A 20,747-nucleotide genomic window follows, 5' to 3' on the forward strand; every position below is an offset into this window, starting at 1 on the left:
GCAGAGCTATAGACAGTCTATCCCCCACACGCGCCCAGACCCCGCCGACCCGACACGTTCGGGCCGAACGGAGTCACATCCACGCCTAGCGGCGCTCGAACAGCCCCACGGTTTCCATGTGGTGCGTGTGCGGGTAGAGGTCGATCACGTCGACCTCGTTCAGCCGGAAACCGGCCGCGGCCAGGTCCGCGGTGTCGCGGGCGAAGGAGGCCGGGTCGCAGGACACGTAGGAAATCCGCTTGGCCCCCGATCGGACCATCGCGGCAACAGCGTCCTTGCCGGCGCCGGTGCGCGGCGGGTCCAGCACTATCGAGTCCAGTCGCGCCTTGCGCTCATTCAGCTCGCGCGAGAGCGTCCGCTCGACGCGTCCCTGCGACACGACGGCCTGCGGGAAGGAGCGCAGGTTCTTCACCGCGTCCTTGCTGGTGCCCGGGGCACCCTCGATGGAAAGCACCATGCCGTCGTCGCCCACGGCCTTGGCCAGCGGCGCGCTGAAGAGCCCGGCACCGGCGTAGAGGTCCGCGACGCGGGCACCGTAGCCCGGGGCCAGCTGCGCCATGACGCGCTCGACAAGCGTGGCGGGGGCAAGCCTGTGGATCTGCCAGAAGCCCTCGCCGGTGATCCTGTAGTCGTGGCCGGCAACCGACTCGGAGAGCCAGGTGCGCCCGCGCAGGCGCTCGAGTGCACCGCGGCCGTCGGCCACCGAACCGCCGACCTGGGTGACGGAGGCGGCGGAGGCCCACTCCGGCAGGCGCTTCGCGGCACGGCCCGCGGCGCCGGCATGGGTGCCGTCCTCGACGAAGAGCACCAGCACTCCGGGCTCGGGCCCGGAGCCCACCGCGACCTCGACGCGGCTGATGCCCAGCAGCGGCAATTCCCAGAGCTTGAGCTCGTTGACCTTGGGGTGTGCCAGCGGCATCTCCTTGACGGGGACCAGCTGGTTGGAACGGTACGGGCTCATGGCCAGGCGGCCCTTGACATCCACGGCGAACGCGGCGCGGGTGCGCCAGCCCAGGGCATCCGCGCTTTCGCCCTCGGGGGCCCGTACGCCGGTGAACCCGTGTTCGGCGGCGTCGATCTTGCCCAGACGCTCGAGCTGCTCGGCGAAGATCAGCCCCTTGAGCTCACGCTGGTGTTCCAGGTCGATGTGGCCGAACTCGGCCCCGCCCACCGGCAGGACACCGCGCTCGGCGGCGCGCAGGGAGTCCGCGGCGGCCCAGAAATGCGGCACGCGGTGCTCGGAGGCCTCGTGGACCTCGACCACATCGCCGCGCCAGAAGCGGGACTTCTCCCCCGCGTCGCGCAGCACGATGCTGACCTCTTCGCCGGGGATGCCGTGGCGGACAAAGACCACCCGGCCCTCGTGGCGGGCGACGCTGTGTCCGCCGTGGGCTGCGGCGCCGAGGCGCACTCGCAGGATGTTCTTCTCGGTGCTCATGGGGTTGGATCTTTCGCGTTGGAAACCGGCGGTGGTGCCGGAGTGGTCTGGTGGCCCGGGGAGGCCTGTTCGGTGGATCCGCCGAAGGCCGCGGCGTCCGAGGACGCCAGGCGCCACGGCACGGAGGCCACCACGACGCCGGGCTCGTAGTGCAGGCGGTTCTTGATGCGTACCGCCGTCTGGTTGTGCACCAGCTGTTCCCACCAGCGGCCCACCACGTACTCGGGGATGTAGACGACGATCAAATCGCGCGGGGAATCGCGCTTGATGGAACGGATGTACTCGATCAACGGCGGGGAGATCTCGCGGTACGGGGAGGCCAGCACGGTGATCGGCACCGGGATGCCCAGGCGTTCCCACTCGGCGATGCTCGCCTCCGTCTGCTCGGAATCGGCATCCACGACTATCGCGTCGAGCTTGGAGGGCCGCGAGGCGCGGGCGAACGCCACGGCACGCAGCACTGGCTTGCGCACCGTGGAGACGAGCACCAGGGCGTGCACGCGCGCCGGAAGCGCGGTGGGCGACTGCCCGGTGTCGATGGCCAGTTCCGCGTCGACCTCCACATAGTGCCGGTGCAGCGAGTCCATCAGCGCGTAGAGCACCACGATGCCCAGCACCGCCAGCCACGCCCCGTGGATGAGCCTGGTCCCGAGCACTATCGCCAGCACCGCGGCGGTGAGCACGAAGCCCACCAGGTTCAGCAGCCGCGAGCGGCGGATCCGGGCGCGCAGGCGCTTGTCCGGGGTCATGGCCAGCGCCCGCCCCCAGTGCCTGATCATGCCCAGCTGGCTGAGCGTGAAGGAGACGAACACGCCCACCACGTAGAGCTGGATGAGCGTCTGCACGTGGGCGTCGAAGAGCCAGATCAGCGCGATGGCGGCGAAGGCCAGCGCGAGGATGCCGTTGGAGAAGCCGAGCCTGTCGCCGCGGGTGCGCAGCTGGCGGGGCAGGTAGCCGTCGGTGGCAAGGTGCGAGGCGAGGTTCGGGAAGGAGTTGAAGGCGGTCTGCGAGGCGACAAGCAGCACCGCGACAGTCAGCAGCACTATCGCGAAAAAGCCGACGGATCCCCCGCCGAAGATCGCGTGGGCCAGCTGCCCCAGCACCGGGTCCTGGATGTAGTCCGCGGGAACCGGCCCGCCGTCAAGGCTCAGCCCCGTCGCGGGGTTCTCCACCACGTGCACTTCCACGGCACGGGCCAGGTACATGGTCCCGAGCGTGAACACCGCGGCGATCAGCCCGAGCAGCAGCAGCAGGGCCGCGGCGTTCCGGGCCTTGGGTTCGGCCAGGGTGTGGACGTTGGAGATCGGGACCTCCACGCCGGTCAGCGCCGCCGAGCCGGTGGAGAAGGCGCGCAGCACCAGCAGCACCCCGGCCACGCCGGTGAGCCCATGCGGGTAGGCGGGGTCCGGGACAACCTCGAACCCGGCGCTCGGCGCGGTCCCCAGGTTCCCCGTCGCCGCGAAGATCCCGCCCAGGGCCAGCATCAGCAGCAGCGCCCCGATGAACAGGTACACCGGGGCGGCGTTTGCGATGCGCGAACGCCCGCGCCCGCGCAGGTTCAGCAGCGTGAGGACGGCGACCCCGGCCGTGGCGATCCAGGCCTGCTTCCCGGCCAGCGCCGGGAACGCGGCGATCACGTAGTGCGCGGCGGAGGAGAGCGAGACGGCCACTGTCAGCACGAAGTCGACAAGCAGCGCCGCGGCCACGGTGGTCCCGGCCTTCGGCCCCAGGTTCACCGAGGCGATCTCGTAGTCCCCGCGCCCCGACGGGTAGGCCTTCACCGACTGCCGGTAGGAGGCGATGATCACAAACATGACAACCATGATGGCCAGCCCGACGGTCGGCGAAATCGTCATGGCGGTGGCCCCGGCCAGGGCGAGGGTCAGCATCACCTCGTCCGGGGCGTAGGCGATCGACGAGAGCCCGGAGGCAGCGAAAACGGGCAGCGCAATGCGTTTGCGAAGCGGCGCACGCTTCAGGCGCTCCGTCCTGAACGGGCGCCCCACCAGAATCCGCTTGACGGCGTCGAGGAATGAAAGCACGATCCAAAGTTAGCCGCTTTGCGGCGGGCTGTCATACGGCGCACCGCTGCGGCGGGGCCGCCGGATCCCGCGCCGACCCGCTTTTCCATGAAAGACTGGGCTCCTGCGGCAGCGCCCGGGGCCCGGCCCCGCGCCGGCCCCGCGGGTTGGCCGGCGTTCCACCGGGTGGAACGCAACAAGGGAAAAGGCAGGGTCTGGCGCGTGGCGCATTTTGTCATTATGGGTTGCGGCAGGGTCGGGGTCACGTTGGCCCACACCCTGGACGATGCGGGGCATTCGGTGGCGATCATCGACCAGGACGACGCGGCGTTCCGCAGGCTGCGGCGCAGCTTCTCCGGCACCAAGGTCTCGGGCGTCGGCTTCGACAGGGACACCCTGGAACGCGCCGACATCGCCAAGGCCTACGCCTTCGCCGCGGTCTCCAGCGGCGACAACTCCAACATCCTGGCAACCCGCGTGGCCCGCGAGACCTACCACGTGCCGCACGTCGTGGCCCGGATCTACGACCCGGGACGGGCGGAGATCTACCAGCGCCTGGGCATCCCCACGGTTGCCGCGGTGCGCTGGAGCAGCGACCAGGTGCTGCGCCGCATCCTGCCCGAGCACGCACTGCGCGGGGACTTCCGCGAGGCCTCGGGCCGGCTCATGCTCGGCGAGGTCAACGTCCACGAGGGCTGGTTCGGCCACGCGCTCGAGGACCTGGAGGCCGCCGCCCCCATCCGCATCGCCTACCTCTCGCGCTTCGGCGAGGGTATGCTGCCGGTGCCCGGCACGCGCCTGCAGCAGGGAGACATCGTCCACGCCATGATGCCCGTGGATGCCACAAGCGAAATCGAAAAGGCCCTGTCCGCAGCGCCGAAACCAGTCACGGAGTAGACACCCCCATGAAGGTCATGATTGCCGGAGCCGGCTCGGTGGGAAGTTCCATCGCCAAGGAGCTCATCTCCCACGGGCACGAAGTGCTGCTCATCGACGAGAAGCCCGAGGTCGTCTCGCGGGCCGGGATCCGGGGCGCGCGCTGGCTCTTCGGCGACGCCTGCGAACTGAGCGTGCTCAAGGAGGCGAAGCTGGAGGAGGTCGACGTCGTCGTCTCGGCGACGGGCGACGACAAGGTCAACCTCGTGGTCTCCCTGCTGGCCAAGAGCGAGTTCGGCGTCGGGCGCACCGTGGGCCGGGTCAACAACCCCAAGAACGACTGGATGTTCGACGACGCCTGGGGCGTCGACGTCGCGGTGAGCACCCCGCGCCTGATGACGGCGCTGGTGGAGGAGGCCGTGGAGATCGGCGACCTGGTGCGCCTGATGACCCTGCAGTCCGGGGTGGTGTCGATGGTCGAGTTCACGGTGCCGCACGATTCGGCGCTGATCGGCCAGACCATCGGCATGGTGCCGTGGCCGGCCAACGCCACGGTTGTGGCGATCCTGCGCGACGACCTGCCGCTGACCCCCAGCCAGGACGACGTGATCGAGGGTGGGGACGAGCTGTTCTTCGTCACCACCATCGTGGCCGAGGACCAGTTGCGCGCGGTGCTGCGCAGCACCGGGACCGAATAGCCCGCCGGCGACGGGCCCTGCCCCGCCCCGGCCGCGGTCAGGCCCGGGAACCCCGGAGTCAGGAACCCTGCGGGGGCTCCGAACCGGTCGTCTCCTGCGCCGCGGCGTTGCCCTTCACGGGACGGGAAATCATCCAGGCCACCCACAGGCCCGCGGCATACAGCGGCACGCCCATGGCCAGGCGGGCGGCGCCAAGGGCGGCGATGTTGTCGGCGAAGTAGAGCGGCACCTGCACCGCAAGGCGGGCGGCAAAGACGCCCACCACGACCCAGGTCGCCCAGGCGTACTGCCGGGCGCGAACCTTCTCGGCACGCCATGCCGTGTTCTCCGAGCGGATGAACCCGAAGATCACACCCATCAGCGGCCAGCGGACCAGGATCGAGACCACCAGCGCGGCCCCGTAGGCGAGGTTCGTGTAGAAGCCCGGGACGTAGTAGTCCTTCGCCTCCCCTGTCACCCGGGACACCACGGCGCAGATGACGACGCCGGCCAGTCCCGTCAGCGCCTGCGTCAACGTGCCGCGGCGCACCAGCCGCGCCACGGTGAACACCACGGCAACGGCCACGGAGGCGATCAGCGCAATGTTCAGCTGCTGGCCCAGGATGAAGATCGAGAGGAACACGAGTCCCGGCAGCAGCGACTCGACGAGTCCGCGCACCCCGCCGATGGTCTTGAGCACGTCGATCTGGCCGTCCTCGCGGCGCTCGATTCCCGCGTTGGCGCCGATGCGCGCGGCAATGTCCTCGGCCGAGGGTGCTGCCTGCTCCTCGGGTTCGGGGGTGTTCGGGGTGGGATCGCTCATGGGTGGACTGTTCCTCGGGTGCTGTGCGGCCGGCGGCCGAACGGGGGCGGGGCTGGGTCGTGCTTCGCGGGCGCTCAGGCTCCGGGCCGGGGCCTCGGCATCTGTCCGGCACCACGGGCCGGCAGGATTTCGTAGCGCGGGTTGTAGATCGTGGGCACGCCGTCGATCGGCGCGACCATTCCCTCGTAGCGCAGCCGGGTTCCGGCCCAGATTCCGGGCACCCGGCGCTGGCCGACGAAAATCAGGCGCAGGTGCGGCACCACGGTGCGGCGGCCGCCGGGCGGTGCCGGGCGGTCGACCACCGAGACGGCAAAGGCCGGTGCCTGCTGCGCCGGCAGGATCGTTATGGATTCCACGAACCCGCGATGGCTGATGTGCCCGCGTTCGGGCAGTTCGGCAAGGGATTCCAGCTGCCGGGCACCCTCGTGGCCGGCGACGGGCTCACGCTCCTGCGCCGCCGGCGGGGACCCTGCGTTCTTCCGGAGCCGGGCCGCGCGTTCCTTCGGCACGGGGGCCTAACCGATCTGCGTGGTTTCCGGGCCGCGCTCGGGGCGCTCGATGCCCGGGGCTCCCCCGGCGGCGTCGGGGTGCGTCAGGGCACCCTGCGGCACCGTCAGCGGCAGCAGCTCGGTCGGCGGCATGGGGACGTCGCCGCGCACGACCACGATCTGAGCCAGCGCATCCTCCACGGCCTTTGCCTCTTCGGGATCGGTCAGCGCGGCGCCGCCGATCACGGCGCGCAGGAACCAGCGCGGGCCGTCGATGCCCAGGAAACGCAGCACCACGTAGCCCTGGCGGCCGTCCGGTGCCGTCTGCGGCACGCGTGCCAGCAGTTCGTTGCCGAAGCGACCGGGAACCATTTCGGTTTCCCCGCCCTGGTCGGCGATGCCGGTGGCGATCTGCGTGGAGATGCCGGGCCACAGCTCGTCGCTCTTCGGGGCCGCGAAGACCTGCAGCTGCATCCGGGAGGCGCCGAGTTCAAGCGCCACCGCGATCACGCGCTGGGTCGATTCCTCGACCTCGAGGCGAAGCTGGAGTCCCGGAACCGGCTTGATCAGCAGGGCGCCCATGTCCAGGTACTCGCTGTGGTCCTCGATGGAGTCCCCGTCGAAGGGCCCCTCCTCCGGGTTCCGCTTGGCGGCGGTCGGCGCGCTTTCCTGCTCGGAGGCGGTCTCCGCCGCGGCTTCCGGCGCGGGCGCCTGCCCGGCGGCATCCGTTTCGCCGTCCTTCGACGCCGCGGCGTTCAATTCCGCGATGGTCTGCTCGGGCTGCGCCTCGGCGGCTGCCGCCTTGTTCTTGCGCTTGAAAATCATGGAAGTGGCTCTCTGCTGTATCGACCGTCGGGTTGCGGTGCGTGCTTTAGCTTGGGGTGGAAGCGGTCTCGAAGCCGCCGGTGGAACCGAAGCCGCCTGCGCCGCGCACCGTTTCATCGAGTTCTTCGACCTGGATGAAGGTGGCCCGCTCAACCCTCTGGATGACAAGCTGGGCGATCCGGTCCCCGCGCTTGAGCACGATGGGGGTCCGCACATCAGTGTTCAACAATGTGACCTTCAACTCACCACGATAACCCGCATCGACGGTTCCCGGCGCATTGACCACGGTCAGGCCGTGTTTTGTGGCAAGTCCCGAGCGCGGGTGGATCAACCCGACGTAGCCCAAGGGAAGGGCGATGGAGACCCCGGTGGGCACCAGGATGCGCTCCCCCGGCGCCAGCGTCACGTCTTCGCGCGCGCACAAATCCGCACCGGCATCGCCCTCGTGGGCGTAGCTTGGCACCGGAAGCTCCGGATCCAGCATTCGCAGGGCAATATCGACTCTCGATTCGGACATGTAATTCACTCCAAGGGGTGCTGGTTCTCGGGCCGCCCGGCGGCCCACTCGTGCACTCCAACTCTAGTGCCTTGCCGGGCCGCGCGTGGCAAGGGGCCGCGGTGCCACGGCCTATGCTTGTAGGTATGGCCGAGAATTCTCCAACACCGTCCCACGCCCCCGTACTCTTCCAGGAAAAGCTCTGGCCGGCCTGGTGGATCTGGTTGATCTCCCTGGGACTTGGCGCGACGGCCTCCGTGGCCTTCATGCCAGTCGGCATCACCTGGGGCATCGTCGCCGGCGCCGTCGCCCTGGCCCTGATCGCCTTCGGACTGCTCACCAGCACCCCGACCATCGAGGTCACCGCCGACACGGTGCGCGTGGGCCGGGCAACCATCGAGCGCGAATTCGTCGGCGAGGTCACCGGCTACCGCGGTGCGGCCGCCTACCACCAGCGCGGCCCGGGCCTGAACGGCATCGCGTTCATGTGCATCCGCGGCTGGATCGACCCCGTGGTCCGCATCGAGATCACCGACGAGCGCGACGCCACCCCGTACTGGCTGACCTCGACCCGCCGCCCCGAGGAGCTCACCGCGGCGCTCGGCGGCGTGATGGCCCAGTTCCGCCAGGCGGAGCAGGAGAACGCTCCCGACGCGGAAAGCGCCGAGCCCGGCACCGGGGAAGCGGCACTGCCGAACCCCGAGGAGCAGTAGGCCCCGGCACGACGCAAAAAGGCAGGCCCGGCAACCGCCGGGCCTGCCTTTTTGCGTATCCGCTTCCTGCCGGTCAGCTCGGAGGCACCGGGGCCTCGGTCCGCAGGCCCGCCGCCACGGTGAGCACCACGCAGAGCGCTATCACCGCCTCGGCCCACAGGAAGGCTGCGTAGTCCAGCAGGGACCCTATCGGCGGGCTCCCCGGCGCCGTGTTGCGGAAGGCGGCCAAGGCAAAGAGCGTGGCGGCCATCCAGCCCAGCGCCGGCCACACCAGTCCGCGGCGTTGCGCCAGCAGGAACCGGGTCGCCGCGGCCACGGACAGGGCAAGCGCCCACATAGCCGCCATCATGAAGAACGAGTAGATCAACACGCCGCTGGAACGCGCCATGCCGACCTCGAAGACCGCGGCGCTGCCCGAGTCCACCACCTCGACCTCGGGCTGGAAGAGCGTGTCCTTGTTGGACAGCTCCACGCTGACCGGCACCCGTTCCCCGCCCTGCCGGGCCTCGAAGTCGATGTCGGCCAGGTACTCGTCCAGCGGGTAGTCGGAGATCGACCCGCCGGAGAGCGCCACCGGCACGTCGACCGAGGCGATCCGCGTGTGCGCGGGGAACGAGAGGTCTTGCCGGACATCGGGCGAGGTCAACAGCGACAGGTCCGCGTTGGGGCTGATCCCCCCGTCATCGCTCAGGGCCCCGCGGGGAACCACGAGCACGCGCAGGGTGAGTTCGCGGGCCGCGGCATCCACCCGCTGGATGGTCGCCGTCACGTCGATCCTGTCGGCCGCCTCCGGGTCGCCTGCCTGGTGCACCGCCTCCAGCGCCGTGCGCTCCCCGTACTGCAGCCAGCTGCCGGCCGCGATGGCCAGCAGCACGGCGAGGGCCGCCAACGGCCCGAAGAGTTTCCTGCCCCCGGGGATTCGTGCCCGTTTGCCCATGCTTAGTCCTTTTCTGAAGTTCCGGTTCCGAAGTCCCGGCGGGGACCGGCGGCGTGCCGCCGGTCCCGGTGGTGTACCCAGTGTGCCAGTTGCCCGCCACTCCGGGGCAGGTGTGTACGGGCGTCGGGCTCAGGCCGGCCCGAGTTCCACGTTGATGGCCCCGGCCAGCAGCTCCCGGGCCCGGTCCGCACTCATGGAACCGCTGAGCCAGCGTTCGCTCAGGCCCTCGACCAGCGACGTGAGCCGCACAGCCGCGTCGGCGGGCACCACCCCGCCGTGGGCCAACCCGGCCTTCTGGGCCCGGGATATCAGGATTTCCGCATCGTGGTTCCAGTCCCGCGTGGTGCTGCCCAGCAGCTCGCGCAGTTCCCCGTCGAAGACGGAGCTGGCCCGCAGCTCCCCCCAGGCGATGCTGTTCTCCCGCACCTCCGCCACGTCCTGGATCTCGAGCAGCAGCATGTGCTCGAGTTCCTCCCTGGCGTTTGCCGGGTCCCCGGCGGGTTCCGAGTACCGCTGGGCGCGGTCGTTGACGTGCTCCAGGGTGCTGCGCAGGACGCCCGAGCGATCCTTGAAGTGGTAGTAGATCAGCGCCGTGGAAACCCCGGCCTCGGCGGCCAGTTTCTCGATGCGCAGGCCGCGCACGCCGTCCTGGGCGATGACCCGGATGGCTGCCTCCATGATTTGCGCTGGGCGGGTTGCCACGATTTCACTCATTCCTTCGGTTGGTTCCTTCCGCGATTACTTGGGTTCCTGCTGCGTGGTGCAGTGGATGCCGCCGCCGCCGGCGGCGATGGCGTCGATGTTGATCTGGACGACTTCGCGGTCGGGGAACAGCCGCTCCAGCTCGCTACGGGCAGCCCCGTCCGTCACCGGGTCGCCGAATTCCGGGGCGATCACTGCGCCGTTGCACACGTAGAAGTTGATGTACCCGGCGGCAAAGTCGTCGGACTCGTATTTCGGCCGCACGCTGCCGGGTGCGTCGAGGACTGCAACCTCCAGCTTACGGCCGCGGGCGTCGGTGGCCTTCTCGAGGATCTCCAGGTGGCGGATGGTGACGGCGTGGTCGAAGGACTTGGAGTCGGGGTCGTAGCCGGCGACCACGACGCCCGGCTTGGCGAACCTGGCGTAGAAGTCGGTGTGGCCGTCGGTGATGTCCTTTCCCTTGATGCCCGGCAGCCAGATGATCTTCTCGAGCCCGAGCAGCCAGGCCAGCTCCTCCTCGACGTCCTTCTTGGTCCAGCCGGGGTTGCGGTTCTTGTTCAGCACGCAGCTCTCGGTGATGATGGCCGTGCCCTCGCCGTCGACCTCGATGCCCCCGCCTTCCAGGACCAGGTCGGTGTGCAGCGCCTTGACGCCGGCCTCCCCCGCGACGAGCCCGGCGACCTTGGCGTCCTTGGCATGGGTTTGCTTGCCGCCCCAGCCGTTGAAGTTGAAGTCGACGCCGGCGCGCTTGCCGCCGGCGTGGACGAACACGGGTCCGGTGTCGCGCATCCACAGGTCATCCAGGGGCGCTTCGACGATGTCCACGGTGGGGCCCAGGAGTTTGCGCGCCAGGTCGACCTCGGCCGGCCGCACGAGCATGGAAACGGGCTCGAAGCGCGCAATGGTCTTGGCGATCGTGGCCAGGTTGCGCCGCACCCCCGGCAGCAGTTCCGGGCCCCAGATCCTCTCGGTGGGGCCGAACGCCATCCAGGTGCGCAGGTGGGGTTCGCCTTCCTCGGGCATGCGCCAGCCCGCGGAGGTGTTGCCCGCGGTGCTTGTCACCAAGCCGCCCGAGGTGGCGCTGATCGGCGTGGGGGTGGTGCATCCGGCTACGAGCAGCCCACCGGCGGCGACCAGTGTTGACTGCAGGAAGTGTCGTCGCTGCATGGTGGTTTTCTCCTCTGGTTGTGGCCGCGTCGGTGGCGGCCTTGGGGATCGCGGCCGCCAGTCGCGGAAGCCGTCGTGTCTCCCACAGCATACCTGACTAAATTTTTAGTTAGGAGACTGGAGGCCCATGAGTTGCCCCAGAAACGCCGCGAGCGCGGCTTCCCGGGAGGGGAAACCGCGCTCGTTGTGGATTGCTAGGGCCTAGCCTTCGCAGTCGGTGCAGTAAAGCAGGCCGCCCTTTTCCAGGGCGATCTGCGAACGGTGCCGCACGAGGAAGCACGAGGCGCAGGTGAACTCGTCGGCCTGTGCCGGAAGCACCATGACCTGCAGCTCCTCGCCGGAGAGGTCGGCGCCGGGCAGCTCGTAGCTGTCGGCCAGGGCGGCCTCGTCCTCGTCGATCAGGTTCGAGGTGTTGGTGCTGCGCTGGGCCTTCAGCTCCGGCAGGGCCTCGGGCTTCTCGTCCTCTTCGGCATTCTTTCGAGGTGCATCGTAGTCGGTTGCCATAATTGCTGCTTCACACTCCGCTTGGTTAAAGCTGTAGTTCTGGTCGGGCACCGCGGTGCCGGATCGATTCCGCCCCGCGGCACCCACGCGTATGGGTGCGCCTATGGTTCAACACCGGCACCCCCGTTTTTGTGCCCGGTGGGCTTCGAGACTGTTCATCATCCCACTTTTCGGCCCGTGATCAGTGATTCCGTGACCAAAAACAAGGGTATCCGCCAGGTTCCGGGCCGCTCCCGGCGTGCCCGCGGGCCATCGCATGGGAAGAATCATAAAGCCGATCCGCGCCACACCAAGGCAGATCTTAGGTAATTGCGCGCGCAGGTGGCAGAGTTTTACCCAATACACGACGGCTTGTGGAGGATAGTCATGCGTCAACTCCGACTGGTGGGCATCCACGAGAACGGTGAAAGCCTGCACCTGAGCAGCGAGGATGGCAACAGCTTTGCGCTGCCCATCGACGAGGCACTGCGCAGCGCGTTGACCCGTGCCGCCAAGGCCGACCGCACCGAGGCTCCCGCAGCCCCGCTCTCGCCACGCGAAATCCAGACCCGGATCCGTGCCGGGGCCACGGCCGAGGACGTCGCGGCGGCCTCCGGCATGTCGATCGAGCACATCATGCGCTACGAGGGCCCGGTCCTGGCCGAACGCGAGTACATCGCCACCCAGGCCCGCAACGTCGAGGTCTCGGCCCCGCAAACCCACGACGGCTACCGCAGCATCTTCGGCGAGGAGCCGGCGAACCTCGGTGAGATGGTCGCCTACCGCGCCCACTCGCTGGGCATCGACGGCGCCTCCCTGGACTGGGATGCATGGCGCTCCACCGACGGTTCGTGGGACATCGTTGCCACGTTCGACGTTCCGGGTGCGGGTTCGGTGGACATCGAATCGACCGGCGAGGACTCGCTGGCGCGCTGGATCTTCAACCCGGGACGCAAGTCCCTGCAGAACGCCAACCGCTGGGCCCAGGTGCTCAGCGAACTCGAGCCTGTCGAGGCGCAGCAGGTCGGCACCCGCCGACTGGCAGCCGTCGTAGACCACCCCTTCGACGTCGAGGCCAACGCCGACGGAAGCGAGGGCGTCGACTTCGAGACGGCCGTCGCCGATTCCGAGGAACTCCTGGATGTGCTCAGCGCTCGCCGCGGTCAGCGCCTGGGACTCGACGAGGCGGGGGACGACAACCTGGCGGCGATGCTCACCCGCATCCCCTCCACGCAGCGTCCCGGGACCCCCCACCCCGACGAGGACCCACGCCTCGCCGGCCCGGCACACCCGGAGACCGGTGGACTGCCCCGACTCTACGACGGAGTCAGCACCCGCACCACGCAGATTTCCGTGGTTCCCTCCCTGCGCCCGGCCGCCGACCCCGTGGAGGACGCCGAGGCCGAAGGCAACGGCGACGAGGACGCCGCCGGCAAGAAGAAGGCCAAGCGTTCCTCCGTTCCCAGCTGGGACGAGATCGTCTTCGGGCGGCGCAACAACAACGACTAGCCGCACCGCGAACGAAAGCCCGGGCACCCATGCAATTGCAGGGATCCCGGGCTTTGTCGTTGCCGGTGCTACTTCTTCTTGGCCGTCGGCGCGGCAAGGGTCAGCAGCGGGACCTCGCGTTCGGCACGGGTCATCGAGCCGTGCTGGCCCACCATGGTGAAGGCCGCGGGGTTCACCCGGCGCCCGTCGAGGAAGGCAACATCCTCCGCCGCGAGCACCAGAAGGTCCCCGATGCGTTCACGCACCGATTCCTCGACGCTGCCGAAAAGCCCGTGCCCGATCGCCTGGTCGCGCGTGAGCACCCAGGCCTTGGAGCCGTAGGCGGCCCGCCAGGCATCCGCGACCGCCGCCCGCCGGGTGTCGGAGGTGTTGGCGGCAAAGTGCAGCTGCACCGCGCGCGGCTCCCCCGCCGTCAGCTCGACGCCGTCCACGAGTTCCGGCTCCTGCGAGTAGTCGATCCGCCACTTTTCGGGCACGTCGACCATGCCGTGGTCCCCGGTGAGCAACAGCAGGGTCCCTGCCGGGACCCGCGCCGCGAGGGTGCGCATCAGCGAGTCGACCTCTTCCAGCGCGTGCCCCCACTCCAGGGAGTCCTTGCCGTAGCGGTGCCCGGCCTTGTCCAGCTCGTTCCAGTAGCAGTAGAGCAGCGTGCGGGGGTTGGCGGCGAGGATCTCCGTGGCTGCGCGCACGCGCGCGTGCGGGCCGTTCGCCGCGGTGAACTCGGTGCCGCGCAGCGCGGCCCGGGTCAGCGCCGAGTCCTGGAACTGCGACATGCTAACCGTGGCGGTGTGCACGCCCTGGGCCGCGGCGCGCTCGAAGACCGTCTCGTGCGGCTGCCAGGAGACCGGGTCGAGGTCCGCCGGCCAGCCGCTGAGCTGGTTGACCACGCGCCGGCGCACCGGGTCCACAGCGTCGTAGCCGACGATCCCGTGGAGCCCGGGCGCCAGGCCGGTGCCCAGCGAGGTGAGCGAGGTGGCGGTGGTGGTGGGGAAGGGCGCGTGAAGGGTCTGCGAGTTCTCGGTGAGCCGGCGCAGGAACGGTGCGTGCCCGCCGCGGGCCTTGAGCAGTGCCTTGCCCAGTCCGTCGACCATCACCACACACACGCGGGAGGCGGCCGGGAGCCCCAAGGTGTTCGCATACCCCTCGACCCCCAGCGCGGCGGCCGCGCTGGGCAGCAGCTCGGCCATGGTCCTGGTGCCGTAGGGCGGCGGTGCCGGGAGTTCGGACGCGGGAGTCAGCCTGGTGCCGGTAGCCACGTGCTTGTGCCCGCCCCTAGCCCTGGTGGGTGTTGCGGCCGAAGCGGGATCCCACGCGGCCGCGCACCTCGGTGGCGGCGGCGGGCTGGATCTTTGCCTCGAGCGCGTTGCCGCGCGGGGCCGAGGCCCGGCGGATGGCCTTGGCGAAGGTGCGGGCGGCCGTGACTGCGGCGGCGCCGTCCGCCTCGGCACTGACGCGCAGCACCAGGTCCTCCTGCTGGCTGGTGCCGGTGTAGCCGTGGTCGGCGTCGCAGGCCGGGTCGTTGCAGCCGGCGGGGGCCAGGTCGATGCGCTGGGCGCCGGCCCAGGCGATGCCCAGGGTCAGTTCCTTGACCATGTCGCCCGTGCGGTAGTTCTGCGGCTGGTGGTAGACGTAGCTGGTGGCCACCGTGGTGACCTTGGACAGCTGAACCAGCTCGGTGGAGATCTGCGCCATGACCTCCTTGCCGTTCTCGTCCAGCTGCTGGTCGTCGACATGCGCCACCAGGAGCACGTCCTGGGCCAGCACGAGCACCGTGATGTGGCGGTGGACCTCGTTGTGGTCGAAGTGGGTTTCCAGGTGCACCAGGTGCTCGCCCGGGACCCGGCCATCGAGCACCTCCTCGATGATGTCCGAAACCATTTTCGGGTAGAACCCGGCGCGATTGAGGTCAGCTTGCAGGTCGCGGCCCGAGGCCGAAGAAAGGGGGGTCATGCCCTCAAGTCTACCCAAGCCCCGCCACGGCCCGCGGACCGGCGGCGGGCGGGTGCGGGCCCGATCAGTGGCTCATGGCCCGGCGCGCCGAATCCGTGCGCTGTTCCGGGTTCCCGATCCACACGTCGACGGCCAGCACGATGGCCTCGCTGCCGGTGACCATCACCGGGTTGATCTCCAGCAGGGAGACCTCCGGGTGGTTGTCCTTCAGCGTGGCGACCCGGTTCAGCAGGTCCTCCAGCGCGGCGACGTCCACCGCGGGCAGCCCCTGGTAGCCGCGCAGCCGGGCCGAGGCGCGCGGGGTGCGCACCAGGTCCGCGAGGTCCGTGTTGGTCAGCGGCGGGATCCCGTGCGCCCAGTCGTCGAGCAGGTTCACCGCGTCGCCGGAGAGCCCGAAGGACACCACCGGACCCAGCAGCGGGTCCTCGACGGCGCGGATGACGCAACCCTGTCCGGCGGGGGCCATCGACTGGACCTCGAGCTCGTGCGCCGCGTAGGGGGCAAGGACCTCGCGCATGTGGCCGATGTTCCCGCGCAGCGAGACCTCGTCCATGATGTTCAGGCGCACCCCACCCAGGTCCAGGCGGTGGCGCAGGTGCTCGTCGCGGGCCTTGAGCGCGACGGGCCAGCCCAGCCGGTTCGCCGCCTCGACGGCCTCGTCCTCGGTGCCGAAGCCCGCCGACTCCAGGACCGAGATGCCGTAGTGCCCCAGGAACTCGGCGGCCGCCGCGCGCGGCAGGTGCAGCAGGTCCAGCCCGGAGACCGAGGTGAGTGAACGCTCGATGAAGTCGGCTGCCGCGCCCGCGTCGATGCCCTCGGGCGCCAGGACCTCACCCTGGTCGCGGGCGACCCAGGCCGCGTAGCGCACTATCGCGGCCAGCGCGTTCACCGCGGCGCCGGGGCTCGAGTAGCACGGCAGGCCCAGGGCCGTGCCGTCCTCGGCGGTCCCCGTGGCCAGCAGCCCCTCGGCGGGGATCGAGGCGTCGATGATGCCGGTGAAGACGGCGACCACCGGCTTGCCCGCGGCGGCAGCGGCAGCGCGGATGCACTCGGCCAGGGCGTCGGTCATCACGCCCACGGTGGGCAGCAGGGTGACGATGCAGCAGTCGATGTCCTCGCGTTCCAGCACCGTGCGGACCAGTTGGGCCAGCCGGGGCAACGCGCGCGACTGCCCGTCCTCCAGGTTGGTCCCGGTGTCCTGGACGATGACCTGCAGGCCGTTCTGCCCGGCGGAGTCGGCCACCACGGAGGCCAGCGCCACGGAGTTGGAGACCACGGCCAGGCCGTTGCCGCCGGGCATCGGCTGCGACGCGACGATCTGGGCGATCTCCATGAGTTCCTCGTTGGTGCGCACCCGGATCACGCCGGACTGGCGGAGCATCGCATCCACAGCCGCCGTCGGCGCCTGCGTGGTGCGCACCGCGTGCCCGGGCGGCAGGCGCAGGCCCATCACGTCGGACTTCGCCACGATCACCGGCTTGGAGCGCGAGAGCCGGCGGGCGATGCGGGAAAACTTGCGCGGGTTGCCGAAGGACTCCAGGTACAGGCCCACCGCCCGGGTCCCGGGATCGTCCTCCCAGAACTGCATGGCGTCGTTGCCCGAGACGTCCGCGCGGTGGCCGGCGGAGACGAAGGAGGAGATGCCCATGGAACGGCGCGAGGCCGCGGCGTACAGCAGCACCCCGATCGCTGCCGACTGGCTGAAAAGCCCCAGCGAACCGCGCTTGGGCATGCCCGGGGCCACGGAGGCGTTGAGCCGGATCCCGGGATCCGTGTTCACAAGGCCCAGCGAGGCCGGGCCGATCACGCGCATGCCGTTGGCCCGGGCCAGGTGGACCAGGTCCCGCTGGCGGGCAAGCCCCCGCTCGCCGTCCTGCTCGAAGCCGCCCGTGACAACCAGCAGGCCCTTGACCCCGGCCGCCGCGCAGTCCTCGATGACCCCGCGCACCTCGTCCTGGGGCACGGCGATGACCGCCAGGTCCACCGGCCCGGGGATTTCGCGCACCGTGGCGTAGCTGGCCATGCCCCCGAGTTCGAAGGCCTCCGGGTTCACGCCGTAGACGGGGCCGGCGAACTCCCCCTCGATGAGGTTGTTCAGCAGGGTGTGGCCGATCGATCCCCACTCGCGGCTCGCCCCGATCACGGCCACCGAGCGCGGGGCCAGCAGCCCGCCGAGGGACTTGGCCTCGGCGCGGTGCTCGCGGGCCTCCATCACGGCGCGGGACTTCTCGGTGGGGTCGATGCTGAATTCGAGCATGACGACGCCCTCGTCGAAGTGGCGCCTGACCGCGTACCCGGCCTCGGCAAACACCGTGAGCATCTTGCGGTTTTCCGGCAGCACCTCGGCGGAGAACCGCTCGATGTCGTTTTCGCGCGCCGCGGCGGCGAGGTGTTCGAGCAGGATCGAGCCGACCCCCATGCCCTGGTAGGCGTCGGAGATGTTGAAGGCGACTTCGGCCTCGGCCGGGTCATCGAGCCTGTCGTAGCGCCCCACCCCGATGATGTCCCCGCCCCGGGTGACGACGAATGCGACGCGGTCCACGTGGTCGACTTCGGTGAAGCGCTTGAGCTCTTTGGCGGTGAGCACCGATTTGTACGTAAAATAGCGCATGTAGACCGAGGATTCCGATTGGCCCTGGTGCATTTTTTGCAAACCGTCGGAGTCGTTTGGTTGAATCGGGCGCAGGTGTGCCGTTGAGCCATTGCGCAAGACGACATCCGCTTCCCAATGGGACGGGTATTCACCGGGTTTACGACCATCCACCATAGGCTTAGCCTAGCGGGCACGGCGGCTGTTGGTGCATGAGCGACGCGCCACAGCCGCACCGCCCCGCACCCGCAGGTTCCCGACAGGGGCCGGCATCAGTACCGAACCGAGGATTCACACTTAATATGGCGCGCAAAAAGCCTGAACAACTTCCCGCCGACTTCGTGGAGCACATCGTCGACATCGATGTGACGAACGAGATGGAAGGCTCCTTCCTGGAGTACGCCTACTCGGTGATCTACTCCCGCGCCCTGCCCGATGCCCGCGACGGCCTCAAGCCGGTGCAGCGCCGCATCCTGTACATGATGAGCGAGATGGGCCTGCGTCCCGACAAGGGCCACGTCAAGAGCGCCCGCGTGGTCGGCGAGGTCATGGGCAAGCTGCACCCGCACGGCGACACCGCCATCTACGACGCGATGGTGCGCATGAGCCAGGGCTTCGCGCTGCGCCTGCCGCTGATCGACGGCCACGGCAACTTCGGCTCGCTCGACGACGGCCCCGCCGCCCCGCGTTACACCGAGGCGCGCCTGGATTCCTCGGCCGTGGCGATGACCGCGAACCTCGACGAGGACGTGGTGGACTTCGTCCCGAACTACGACAACCAGTTCATGCAGCCCGAGGTGCTCCCCGCAGCGTTCCCGAACCTCCTGGTCAACGGCACCACCGGCATCGCGGTGGGCATGGCCACCAACATGGCCCCGCACAACCTCGGCGAGGTCGTCGCCGCAGCCCGGCACCTGATCGCCAACCCGGAGGCCGACCTGGCCGCCATCATGAAGTTCGTGCCGGGCCCGGACCTGCCCACCGGCGGCAAGATCGTGGGCCTGGACGGCATCCGCGACGCCTACCGCACCGGCCGCGGCACGTTCAAGACACGTGCCAAGGTGGAGCTGGAGCAGATCACGGCCCGCCGTGCAGGACTTGTCGTCACCGAGCTGCCCTACATGGTCGGCCCGGAAAAGGTCATCGAGAAGATCAAGGACGCCGTCACCGCGAAGAAACTCGCGGGCATCGCCGACGTCATGGACCTGACCGACCGCAACCACGGGCTGCGCCTGGTCATCGAGCTGAAGAACGGCTTCAACCCCAACGCGGTGCTGGCCCAGCTGTACAAGTTCACCCCGATGGAGGATTCCTTCGGCATCAACAACGTGGCCCTTGTCGAGGGCCAGCCGCGCACGCTGGGCCTGCTGGAGATGCTCACGGTCTACGTGGAGCACCGCCTGACGGTGGTCCGCCGGCGCACCGGCCACCGCCTGCAGAAGAAGCTGGACCGGCTGCACCTTGTCGAGGGCCTGCTCATCGCGATCGTCGACATCGACGAGGTCATCGCGATCATCCGCTCCTCCGACGAGACGGCGCAGGCGCGCGAACGCCTGATCACCATCTACGACCTTTCCGAGCTGCAGGCCAACCACATCCTGGAACTGCGCCTGCGCCAGCTCACCCGCTTCTCCCGGATCGAGCTGGAGAAGGAGGCCGAGGAACTGCGCGCGGCGATCGAGGGCCTGCGTGCCATCCTGGATTCCGAGGAGCTGCTGCGCGGGCTTGTCTCCTCCGAGCTGGCCGAGATGGCGGAGAAGTTCGCGACCCCGCGCCGCACCGTGCTGCTGGAATCGGAGTCCGGCACGCCGCTGAAGGGCACCACCATGCCCGCCCCCGTCGGCACCGGCAAGGCGGCGCCGCTGAGCCTGGAGATCGCCGACGACCCGTGCTGGGTGCTGCTCTCCTCCACCGGGCAGGTGGCCCGCACCTCGCACCGCGACCCGATCGACGACTCGGGCGCCCGCACCAAGCACGACGTGCTCGGCTCGCTGGTGGCCACCACCGCGCGCGGGGAAATCGGCGGCATCACCTCCACCGGGCGCATGCTGCGCCTGCAGGTCGTCGACCTGCCGCTGCTGCCCCCGGCCAACGGCTTCCCGCAGCTGGCCGGCGGTGTGAAGATCGCCGAGTTCGCGCAGCTGGCCAAGGGCGAGAAGATGGTGGCCCTGGTCCCGCTGAACCAGGTCGTCGCGCTGGGCACCGCCAACGGCGTTGTCAAGCGGCTGACCCCGGACTACCCGCTGAACCGCGACGAGTGGGAGGCGATCACGCTCAAGGACAAGGACACCGTCATCGGTGCCGCCCTCGGCGCCGACGACGCGGACCTGGTCTTCGTGACCCGCGGCGCGCAGCTGCTGCGTTTCGCCGCGTCCGCCGTGCGCCCGCAGGGTCGCACCGCCGGCGGCATGGCCGGCATCAAGCTCTCCGCCGGGGACACGGCGATCTTCTTCGGCGTGGTGCCGGAGCACGCCGCACACCCGGTCTTCGTCTCGATCGCCACCGGGTCGGACGCGCTGCCGGGCACCGCGTCGCATTCGGTCAAGGTCACCGACTTCGCCGAGTACCCCTCCAAGGGGCGCGCGACGGCCGGCGTGCGGGCGCACCGCTTCCTGAAGGGCGAGGACCAGCTGGAGCTGGCGTACGCCGGCGAGGGACCGGCGCGTGCGGCCTCCGCCGCGGGCGTGGTCCGTGCGCTTCCCACCGAATACGCCAAGCGCGACGGGTCCGGCGTGCCGTTGGCCCAGGGCATCGACGTCCTGGGCGGATCCATCGGCGCGGCCGGGGCCGGGACCCCCGGGCCGGGGGCTGGCGGGCACGCGGCGGGCCTTCCCCAGACACCTGCGACGCGCGCGCCGCTGGCGGCCCCCGAGGTCGACAGCCTGCCGTTCGCCGATTCCGGCGTGGTCGAGGTCGAGGCAGCACGGCGCGTCGCCGTGCAGGACTCCCTGCTGGAGGACTAGCCCCAAGGGCGCCGGCAGCCTCGGCGCCGGCAGCCTCGGCGCCGGCATCGCCACAAGACGAAAGCGCCGTTCCGCTCCCCCCGGCAAAG

The 20,747-nt window shown here is 69.8% G+C and carries 18 protein-coding genes; 5 read left to right on the top strand and 13 right to left on the bottom strand.

Translation table 11 applies throughout. From position 1 onward, the window contains the following. Nucleotides 1-85: 85 nt before the first annotated feature. Together ACSYDW_RS02220 and ACSYDW_RS02225 are read right to left on the bottom strand one after the other, a co-directional pair. Nucleotides 86-1,438 (bottom strand): class I SAM-dependent RNA methyltransferase, encoded by a 1,353-nt coding sequence (locus ACSYDW_RS02220; RefSeq protein WP_438337062.1) that lies wholly within the window; start codon nt 1,436-1,438, stop codon nt 86-88. Continuing rightward, nucleotides 1,435-3,480: an APC family permease gene (locus tag ACSYDW_RS02225; protein ID WP_438337063.1), complete on the bottom strand. Its 2,046-nt coding sequence runs from the start codon at nt 3,478-3,480 to the stop codon at nt 1,435-1,437. The genes ACSYDW_RS02220 and ACSYDW_RS02225 overlap by 4 nt, the downstream gene beginning before the upstream one ends. Nucleotides 3,481-3,681: 201 nt before the next feature. Here ACSYDW_RS02225 and ACSYDW_RS02230 point away from each other — a divergent pair, with 201 nt between their 5' ends. Beyond that, nucleotides 3,682-4,356: a potassium channel family protein gene (locus ACSYDW_RS02230; protein WP_438337064.1), complete on the top strand. Its 675-nt coding sequence runs from the start codon at nt 3,682-3,684 to the stop codon at nt 4,354-4,356. 8 nt (nt 4,357-4,364) lie between these two features. Next, on the top strand, nt 4,365-5,033 hold the full coding sequence (locus ACSYDW_RS02235) for a potassium channel family protein (protein WP_438337065.1): 669 nt from the start codon (nt 4,365-4,367) through the stop codon (nt 5,031-5,033). 58 nt (nt 5,034-5,091) lie between these two features. On the opposite strand, the gene ACSYDW_RS02240 is transcribed toward ACSYDW_RS02235, so the two are convergent. The 4 genes from ACSYDW_RS02240 to dut form a co-directional block, all read right to left on the bottom strand. Further along, entirely contained in the window at nt 5,092-5,835 is a 744-nt protein-coding gene (locus tag ACSYDW_RS02240) for a DUF3159 domain-containing protein (protein WP_438337066.1), read from the bottom strand. A 74-nt stretch (nt 5,836-5,909) separates the two neighbouring features. Continuing rightward, nucleotides 5,910-6,344: a hypothetical protein gene (locus tag ACSYDW_RS02245; protein WP_438337067.1), complete on the bottom strand. Its 435-nt coding sequence runs from the start codon at nt 6,342-6,344 to the stop codon at nt 5,910-5,912. Nucleotides 6,345-6,350: 6 nt separating this feature from the next. Beyond that, entirely contained in the window at nt 6,351-7,148 is a 798-nt protein-coding gene (locus tag ACSYDW_RS02250) for a DUF3710 domain-containing protein (protein WP_438337068.1), read from the bottom strand. Between the two features lie 46 nt (nt 7,149-7,194). After that, nucleotides 7,195-7,665: a dUTP diphosphatase gene (gene dut, locus ACSYDW_RS02255; RefSeq protein WP_438337069.1), complete on the bottom strand. Its 471-nt coding sequence runs from the start codon at nt 7,663-7,665 to the stop codon at nt 7,195-7,197. Nucleotides 7,666-7,790: 125 nt separating this feature from the next. Between dut and ACSYDW_RS02260 the strand changes: the two genes are divergently transcribed. Next, nucleotides 7,791-8,357, top strand: coding sequence for a DUF3093 domain-containing protein (locus tag ACSYDW_RS02260; protein ID WP_438337070.1), 567 nt, complete (start codon nt 7,791-7,793; stop codon nt 8,355-8,357). A gap of 73 nt (nt 8,358-8,430) precedes the next feature. Here ACSYDW_RS02260 and ACSYDW_RS02265 read toward each other — a convergent pair whose 3' ends face one another. From ACSYDW_RS02265 to ACSYDW_RS02280, 4 genes are all read right to left on the bottom strand, one after another. Further along, nucleotides 8,431-9,294, bottom strand: a complete 864-nt coding sequence (locus ACSYDW_RS02265; protein ID WP_438337071.1) for a DUF4436 family protein — start codon at nt 9,292-9,294, stop codon at nt 8,431-8,433. A gap of 129 nt (nt 9,295-9,423) precedes the next feature. After that, the gene (locus tag ACSYDW_RS02270) at nt 9,424-10,008 is read right to left on the bottom strand and encodes a TetR/AcrR family transcriptional regulator (RefSeq protein WP_438337072.1); all 585 of its coding nucleotides are present in this window, start codon (nt 10,006-10,008) and stop codon (nt 9,424-9,426) included. 24 nt (nt 10,009-10,032) lie between these two features. After that, nucleotides 10,033-11,163: an agmatine deiminase family protein gene (locus tag ACSYDW_RS02275; protein ID WP_438337073.1), complete on the bottom strand. Its 1,131-nt coding sequence runs from the start codon at nt 11,161-11,163 to the stop codon at nt 10,033-10,035. A gap of 201 nt (nt 11,164-11,364) precedes the next feature. Beyond that, complete coding sequence (locus tag ACSYDW_RS02280) at nt 11,365-11,667, bottom strand: DUF4193 domain-containing protein (RefSeq protein WP_438337074.1); 303 nt, start codon at nt 11,665-11,667, stop codon at nt 11,365-11,367. A 366-nt stretch (nt 11,668-12,033) separates the two neighbouring features. On the opposite strand from ACSYDW_RS02280, the gene sepH reads away from it, so the two are divergent. Beyond that, nucleotides 12,034-13,155, top strand: coding sequence for a septation protein SepH (sepH, locus tag ACSYDW_RS02285; RefSeq protein WP_438337075.1), 1,122 nt, complete (start codon nt 12,034-12,036; stop codon nt 13,153-13,155). Nucleotides 13,156-13,223: 68 nt separating this feature from the next. On the opposite strand, the gene ACSYDW_RS02290 is transcribed toward sepH, so the two are convergent. The 3 genes from ACSYDW_RS02290 to ACSYDW_RS02300 form a co-directional block, all read right to left on the bottom strand. Next, a complete protein-coding gene (locus tag ACSYDW_RS02290; protein ID WP_438337320.1) occupies nt 13,224-14,342 on the bottom strand; it encodes an alkaline phosphatase family protein in 1,119 nt (372 codons plus the stop codon). A gap of 85 nt (nt 14,343-14,427) precedes the next feature. After that, nucleotides 14,428-15,105: a DUF5998 family protein gene (locus ACSYDW_RS02295; protein WP_438337076.1), complete on the bottom strand. Its 678-nt coding sequence runs from the start codon at nt 15,103-15,105 to the stop codon at nt 14,428-14,430. A gap of 64 nt (nt 15,106-15,169) precedes the next feature. Next, nucleotides 15,170-17,872 carry a bifunctional acetate--CoA ligase family protein/GNAT family N-acetyltransferase gene (locus ACSYDW_RS02300; RefSeq protein WP_438337077.1) on the bottom strand — a complete coding sequence of 901 codons (2,703 nt, stop codon included), beginning with the start codon at nt 17,870-17,872 and terminating at the stop codon, nt 15,170-15,172. 125 nt (nt 17,873-17,997) lie between these two features. On the opposite strand from ACSYDW_RS02300, the gene ACSYDW_RS02305 reads away from it, so the two are divergent. Next, entirely contained in the window at nt 17,998-20,658 is a 2,661-nt protein-coding gene (locus tag ACSYDW_RS02305) for a DNA gyrase/topoisomerase IV subunit A (RefSeq protein ID WP_438337078.1), read from the top strand. Nucleotides 20,659-20,747: the final 89 nt, after the last annotated feature.

This window comes from Paeniglutamicibacter selenitireducens (assembly GCF_051550675.1).
Taxonomy (GTDB): Bacteria; Actinomycetota; Actinomycetes; order Actinomycetales; family Micrococcaceae; genus Paeniglutamicibacter.